Here is a 7,206-nt window from a genome sequence, read left to right as displayed (position 1 = left end):
CTCACGAATACCGTATTCGTCCTCACCCGAACTATTCAGCTTCTTCATTACTCTGTAATTCCAGTGGCCCATGGTCTCGAAGGGAATTGTGCGTGGTATACGGTTCAAGTGATTAAAGTTACTCTTTCTTCCCTTTTGTTGGAATGCTTTGCCGCTATGAGAACAGGCGACGCCACCAGGCGCGGGGCGGCTGTTCCGGCTCCTGATCGGGCTGTGGGTTGGGCTCTTCCTTTTGCGGTTTTGCCTCCGGTGCCGCTGGTGCCTCAAAGGTCGCATGCTCCGTTTGGGCTTGCGCCGGTTGGTGGTTGTTGCTCTGAAGCAGCAGGTAATTTGTGCGCTCGTCAGCCCTGGCCAGCTGCCTGTCCTTTATCTCCAGTTGTTCTTTCAGCATCGCCTTGTCTGTCTTCAGCTCCGCGATCTGCTCCTTCAGGAGCGCCACCAATTCGGCCTCATAGGGCTGTCTGGGCGTCTCAGGCGCTTGTTCAGGCGCGCCGGGCGTCTGTTCAGGCGTTTTCCCAGGCAATTCAGGCGCCTGTTCAGGCGTGGGGTATTGTTGCAGGAGCATGCTTTTGTCCACATACACTTTCCCCCCTTTTGTCCGAGTATTAGGTTTATTCTCTGGCTTTTTGAAGAACCGGCGTATCGTGCTCTCATTCTTTCCGGTCAATATCACAGCCTCACTTAAGAGAATAAATTCAGGCGTCTGTTCAGGCGGGTTCAGGCGTGGTTTAGGCATTTGTTCAGGCAATTCAGGCGTTTATTCAGGCGTCCAAAATAATAGTTACTGCCTGAAGATGAAAGTATGGTAGGCTTCAGGTTGTAATTTTTCAGCGCAGGCCCAGCACCTTCAGGAGCAGGCCGCCAGCGTTCTTGTCTGCCTTGGTCCTGCCAGTCTTCAGGCCGTAGCTGAATTTAAACAAACCGTCTGTGAGCGCCTTCTCAGATAGGATCCGCTGCACCAGCTTAGAGTCTTTGATGCCGAGCTCTTCCAGCAACTGGCTGGCATTCTGGTGCCGTACATCGCTCTGCTCTTCAAACGGAATAGGGAGCTGCTCAGGCACCTGAGGCTTGATGTAAAACCGGACCGCCTGGTAAGCCCGACCTTCCTTGATCAGCTGATAGCTTACGGCCAAATCGGTACACTCACTGATTTGGCGTACCGCGATATCAAGAACATACTTCTGCAGCATGGAAACGGTGGTATACTGCTCAGGCTGCTTCCCGTCCGGGTCCTTTAGGCCCAGCATCGTTTTAAAAGTGTCGAGAGAGTAAACGCAGGTTTCCCCAATATCCTTCCACTGGCTGGCCAGTTGGTAAATGCGCTTAGCATACTTGCTGGTGAGCTTTAAGGCAGAGTGCAGTTGATAAGATGTAAAGTTGTTTTTCAGTTCGAACAGGTAGGGCTTTATGTCTTCGGACAGCTTGATCTCTAGACAGCCGCGGCCCTCAGTATAGGTTGCCCGCTGGAACATCCATAGCTGACTGTATTGCTTGCCCTCCTTCACCTCAAACATTCGGGAACCCATATCCGCTGTAGCCTTCCGGAGTTGCTGGTAATTCCATCTGCGTCCTGTCAGGCTCTCAATATCCTTGATGTAAATAATATAGCGTGTATTGGAAGCATCTTCTTTCTTTAGTTGCGATAGCAGGCAGAAGAGAATATCCAGCTGACAGGCGGTGTAGTCATAGCGGGCAGTAGTGATGATGTTGTGTTGTCTGATCTGGATATCAGTAGTGGCAGGCGTGGACATAGGCAGGGCTGGTTTAAAGCAAATATAGCAAAGGAAGGAATAAAAAAAAGTATTTTAATTAGTGCTTTCTTTTCGCTTATAAAACCTTTCTTTTCAACTTATAAAACCTTTCTTTTCGCTTATAAAACCTTTCTTTTCGCTTATAAAACCTTTCTTTTCGCTTATAAAACCTTTCTTTTAAACTCTGTAATAAGATGACATACAGGAAGTTACAGCCTCCTGCAAATAGAACAAATAACTACAAATACACAAAGTTGTGCTTCGCGCATGCGCGCGTAAGGCGTTTAGGGAACCCACTAAACCGGCAGGGGTGTAGGGCAGACAGAAAAAAGCAAAAAACAACAAAAGGGAGAAAAAAAGAGCACCGGGGCGCGACAACTAAAACTTTAGTTGATTGTATGACGCGAACTCCAGCACCTGCCCGGATGAGACCGGGAGCCCTGCAGAATTAAGGCCACAGGAGAGCCATAACCCGGCCCTGCGAGAGGCCCGGGGAAAAAACGTGGCTACACCTTCCAAAAGAGCTGACGCGCTTAAAAGGGCTTAAAACGAGTTTTTATAAGCCAGCCCCCGCCACCCCAGCCTGTGAAGTTTCTGTGCCAAACAGGGTTTTTAGTCGCCATTTGTATTACCCCTGGCCGCCTGCTTCACTATCTTTACCCAAGAGACTGCCAGCCGCTGCGCGTCTTTCCCGCCAGGTGCTGCAGGCATTCCTAAGCCAAGCGCTTCCGTGCGGCTCCCCTGTCCGTTCCGGCCAGGAAAGGACAACCCCGGGAACGGACTTCCGGTAGTAAGTATAGCCCACTAGACTTCGTGCCGAAGCCGCGGGCCCTGCGGGGCCGGGGGCATGCCAAAAACCAAACACACCACCATGGGATTCGCCGTCTTCCACGCCGAGAAAATGAGCGCCTCCGGAGCGGGGCTGGGCAACCACATCGACCGCAAGGAGGGCCACGAGCACACCTTCCAGAACGCCGACGCCGGGCGGCGGCACCTGAACCAGGCGTTCGCCGTTACCGGGCACTGCGCCAAGCCCCTGCACACGGCCATCACGGACCGCATCGCCGAGGGCTACACCGGCATCACCGCCATCCGGAAGGACGCCGTGCGGGCGCTCTCGCTGGTGTTCACCGGCACGCACGAGGACATGAAGGCCATCGAGGCGGACCCGGAGCGGATGAAGCAGTGGCTCAAGGCCAACCACCAGTTCGTGGCCCAGGAGTTCGGCAAGGAGAACGTGGTGCGCCTGGTGCTGCACCTGGACGAGAAGACCCCGCACCTGCACGCGGTGGTGGTGCCGCTCCGGGAGGGCAAGCTGACGGCCAAGACGATCCTGGGCAACAAAAAGGACATGAGCCAGCGGCAGGACCGCTACGCCCAGGCCATGGCGCCTTTCGGGCTCTCCAGGGGCGTAAGGGGGAGCAAGGCCATCCACAACGCGGAGGGCTGGTACCTGGGGCAGCAGCAGCAGGCGCAGGAGGCTGTTCTATGCGATTTGCCGAGGCTCACGGCGCTGGACAGACTAAACCCGGCCCAGTACGAGCAGCAGGTGCAGAAGCGCTTTAAATCGGCCACAAAGGAGAAAACGGACGCGGCCATCGAGCTCCGGCGCAGAGAGCAGCAGCTCCAGGCCCAAGAGCGACAGATCACGAGGCTGCAGCAGGAGCTGAAGGCGGTAAAGAGCCGCCTAAGCATCCTACAGGAGACGGTGACAATGTTTGTCAAGTCCTTGCTGGGCAGGCCCGTGAGCGAAGAGGAGAAAAAAGTGATGGATGTCTACGCCAACAGCTACAAGAAAGCAGAAGAAAGGAAGCTGGGCGAAAAGCAGGAGGAGCGCCCGAAGAAAGGCCGGGGCATAGGATTATAGTGCCCCGGCCTATAAACCACCTTCTGCATGCGAGCTTGTATAGCTTTAGCTGTTTCTATCTATCATAGCGCTGCCTTAAAATTGGGAGGACGTCAGAGGCTATTATAACCTGTAGTTGATACCAAGTGCGAAGGACCTGTAAATCTGCTCTGATTTTGTTGCAAACTGATCCCAATCGTGATCAAATGAATTCTTCCCGGTCAGGTTCCTTTTAAAGAACAGGTATTCAACGTATCCCTCAAATCTGGTGCTGATTCTGTAGTTAAAGCCTACGCCCACTGTGGCAAACACGTTCATACCTTTGTCTTTAGCCTCAGTAGATGTAATAACACCGTGGCGAGTTTCCGTTCTGTTTGCTTTAGTCGAGCCAAAAGAAGGCATCAGTGTGGCGGTTCCATATATGGGAAATCGCCTGAAAGCTTTGAAAAAAACAAGTCGCCCTGCAACAGGGATTGCTAGTACATGTGTTCTGGAGTGCGCCTCGTACAGTAACGTGTCTGTAGAACCAGGAGACCATTCTCCGCTGTCTTTACTGCCTCCATAAGCAAGCCCGACCTGCACGCTAATCCTCTCATTCGCTTTGTATCCAAAATTTAATGAAATAGGATGGAAATAGCCTGTTTTAACAGCGTACTCATCTGTTTTCGGACTGTCATAGTAAATGTGGTACCAGACATTTGTTAAGCCAGCGCCTATATAAAATTTACCTTCACCTGAATTGTCTTGTGTTACCTGCTGAGCCACACTTGCAAAGGAGGAAAGGAATAGAAGAGACAATATTATAGTTGATTTCATCTAATACCAAGATTAAATAAGGAACCGCAGGCATTGAACCTGCGGTTTGAAAAGCTGTTACAAAAAATAATTATTTTTTATAACAAAAGTATATATAGTCGCCCCCGGCATTTTCATTTAGATCATTTGGTACTTTTACCCATCCTGTGGGAGGCTGTATAGTGCTTGATGAGCCTGATAGCACCCCAACTTCTTTAATTGGGCTTCCATAGTACGAATCTCTTGTTGCGTGTCCATAAACGTATTTACCACCAGCACCATCATTAAGATCAACAGGTAGGCTGTCACCGTTTACAAACCTAAAAATATGCCTATAAGCTCTCCACGGGGCAACGTTACAAGTAAAATTGAAGGTGTAGCAAGCCTGGGTATAACTCTCTACCCTTATACCAGTAACAGGAACATCAAAGGTTTGGGCAGGATGATATCCATCGTTTTCATAGGAATATGCTGGATTACGTGTGAAAGTCAGATAGATATATTTACCACCAGCGCCTTTGTTTAAGTCAGTGCCGAGCTTTATGTGCCCTTCTGTAGGTTGAATAGTGGAGCTGGTGCCTACTATCAAACGTAAGGAATAAATGTCTCCAACAGGAATTCCATTGTATACACCTCTTCCCTCAGAACTTACAAAGGTTTTAGTAGGAGGATTATAGGTAGTCCCGCCGCAGTCTGATACAATAGGATCACAAGGAGGCTCTACAGGCTCACTCATGGTGCTTATTGCCTCCGCCGCATCAAACTTAGGCCGTGTTGGCCGTTCGCTGCCGTCTTCGTAGCCAGTTACCTGCACGTCTTTGCTCACGTACTGGCCCGTTTTGTCAGTTTTGTACTTATCGTCTTGCTCGCTGCCCGAGCTTGCAGCCTGCACCTGCGCAGCAGAGAGGGTTTGGGTTCCGGCTGGCGCTACAGCTTCGCCGGCTTTGTCGCAGCCCCACAAGAAGACGGATGTGGAAAGAAACATAAAAAGCAGCACCCTGAGCAGGATGCCAGATGGGAAAGTAAAGTTTTGTTTTCTCATGTTGAATATTTAAATGTTGAACACAGAACAATATGAGAGTATTTGATTATATAAAAAAAGCTATTTATAGTGCCTTTGCAACATGGGAAATAAAATGTCAAAGATGTTTCTAAGTGGGTACAAGTTATTCTGGGGTAGCTTTTGGGGCTATAACTTCTGCCACGGGAGGCGATATTGTAACATGGAAGCGGCGGCAGCTCACGGTAATATTTAAATCCTCGGTTGCGGTTGCCTAATCCCTGCCACCTGCACCACAGGCCAAAGCCCACTCGGCTAGCTTGTCCTGCAAGCGGGTCACTATAGCCAAGGTAGCAGGCGGAGGTATGCCCGGGCAAAACAGAAGATTCTAATGGCCCCCTCTCCCCGCGAAAGTACCAAAACCGTCCCCTTCGATTCCAGCCAATCAGGCGGGTTTCCCCTATAACCGGTGTTATGTTAAGCAGGGGCGATTGTTAGGAATGTGATATTTGGAGGCAATAAGGGGCACAACTCAAGAGCAAGGCTAGAAATCGCAAACACCTCCCCTTCGGATGAGAGGGAACGATTCCACGGCAGATTGCGTAATGGTAGTATAATTACTACCTTTGCGGAGTAATATAGAAACAAATCCATGAAATCTTCGGAGTTCCACCGCAAAGTGGTGAGGAATGGGTGGGTGCACATCAGGACAGCCGGCAGCCATTACATTTACGAAAAAGGCGGTAGAACTTATCCGGTGCCGTTCCACGGGCCGAAGGAGATAGGCAAGGGCCTGGAAACGAAAATGACCAAGGAAATGGGTCTTAAGTAATCTTGTTCTTGAATTGAAAGCCAACGTTATGAACCAGATCAAAATCGTTATCGAAAAGACAGACGACCTCTACAGTGCCTATGCGGAGAACGTGGAGGGTGTCTACGGCGGAGGGGAAACAGTGGCGGAGGCGAAGCAGTCCATCGTCGAGGCCATACAGCTCCTGAAGGAGTTCAACCAGGAAGAGAACATTCCCGCCGCTCTGAAGGGTGAGTATGAACTGGTGTACAAGTTTGACGCCCAGAGCCTGCTGAGCTATTTTAAGGGGATACTGGGCCAGACAGCGCTGGCCCATCTGACAGGGATCAATGCGAGGCTATTGCAGCACTATGCCTCCGGGCTGAAGAAGCCCCGGCAACCCCAGGCCAAGAAGATCGAGGCCGCCCTGCACAAGCTAGGCAGTGAACTGATGGCCGTGGAGCTGTAGTTGCCCAACGGCCCTCTTGTTAGAACCGGATATGAAAAAAGAGTTCGACAAGCATTAGGTACTAACCTAATGCGACATGAAAGGATCACACAAACTAAAAGCGGAAACGAATTCCCGTGCCTACCGCATACTGTTCTGGCGTAGCGCGCTACGCCTCTGCTGCCCACCCCACAAGGGTTGCAACAAACGGGGGTATGAGAGGTGGTCACCCGTGAGAAGCTGGAAACGCTACAGAAAGCATCAGTGGAAGGAGTAGACAAGGGAGGCCCATTGATGATTTTACAGCCTCACACGCCAGCTAATTAAGCTGTCGGATCTTCCACCTTCTTGCCCTCTTCGTCTACCAGTGTCTCCTTCTCAAATGCCGCCTTCATTCTCTCCAGGCCCTGCAACAGGTCATCTTCAGAAGGGAAAGTAGGAGTTATCGAGCTTTGAGTCCAGCCCTTTACATTCCCGTCTTCATCATAGTAGACCTCACGAATACCGTATTCGTCCTCACCCGAACTATTCAGCTTCTTCATTACTCTGTAATTCCAGTGGCCCATGGTCTCGAAG

8 protein-coding genes are annotated in these 7,206 nt (G+C 50.8%); 3 read left to right on the top strand and 5 right to left on the bottom strand.

What is annotated here, in order from left to right:
• Window positions 1-154: 154 nt before the first annotated feature.
• Both ABD920_RS17565 and ABD920_RS17560 read right to left on the bottom strand, forming a co-directional pair.
• Window positions 155-565, bottom strand: a complete 411-nt coding sequence (locus ABD920_RS17565; RefSeq protein ID WP_345160823.1) for a hypothetical protein — start codon at window positions 563-565, stop codon at window positions 155-157.
• A gap of 262 nt (window positions 566-827) precedes the next feature.
• Window positions 828-1,751, bottom strand: coding sequence for a replication initiation protein (locus ABD920_RS17560; RefSeq protein ID WP_345160822.1), 924 nt, complete (start codon window positions 1,749-1,751; stop codon window positions 828-830).
• Window positions 1,752-2,598: 847 nt separating this feature from the next.
• Here ABD920_RS17560 and mobV point away from each other — a divergent pair.
• Window positions 2,599-3,618 carry a MobV family relaxase gene (mobV, locus tag ABD920_RS17555; protein ID WP_345160821.1) on the top strand — a complete coding sequence of 340 codons (1,020 nt, stop codon included), beginning with the start codon at window positions 2,599-2,601 and terminating at the stop codon, window positions 3,616-3,618.
• A 102-nt stretch (window positions 3,619-3,720) separates the two neighbouring features.
• On the opposite strand, the gene ABD920_RS17550 is transcribed toward mobV, so the two are convergent.
• On the bottom strand, window positions 3,721-4,413 hold the full coding sequence (locus ABD920_RS17550; RefSeq protein ID WP_345160820.1) for an outer membrane beta-barrel protein: 693 nt from the start codon (window positions 4,411-4,413) through the stop codon (window positions 3,721-3,723).
• Between the two features lie 70 nt (window positions 4,414-4,483).
• Complete coding sequence (locus ABD920_RS17545; protein ID WP_345160819.1) at window positions 4,484-5,434, bottom strand: hypothetical protein; 951 nt, start codon at window positions 5,432-5,434, stop codon at window positions 4,484-4,486.
• 610 nt (window positions 5,435-6,044) lie between these two features.
• On the opposite strand from ABD920_RS17545, the gene ABD920_RS17540 reads away from it, so the two are divergent.
• Window positions 6,045-6,224, top strand: coding sequence for a type II toxin-antitoxin system HicA family toxin (locus ABD920_RS17540; RefSeq protein ID WP_345160818.1), 180 nt, complete (start codon window positions 6,045-6,047; stop codon window positions 6,222-6,224).
• Window positions 6,225-6,252: 28 nt separating this feature from the next.
• Complete coding sequence (locus tag ABD920_RS17535; protein WP_345160817.1) at window positions 6,253-6,651, top strand: type II toxin-antitoxin system HicB family antitoxin; 399 nt, start codon at window positions 6,253-6,255, stop codon at window positions 6,649-6,651.
• A gap of 302 nt (window positions 6,652-6,953) precedes the next feature.
• On the opposite strand, the gene ABD920_RS17530 is transcribed toward ABD920_RS17535, so the two are convergent.
• On the bottom strand, window positions 6,954-7,206 hold a 253-nt coding region (locus ABD920_RS17530; RefSeq protein ID WP_345160816.1), incomplete at its 5' end, for a hypothetical protein.

It is taken from the genome of Pontibacter saemangeumensis (assembly GCF_039541895.1).
Classification (GTDB): domain Bacteria; phylum Bacteroidota; class Bacteroidia; order Cytophagales; family Hymenobacteraceae; genus Pontibacter; species Pontibacter saemangeumensis.
This window is presented reverse-complemented; position numbering and strand designations above follow the sequence as displayed.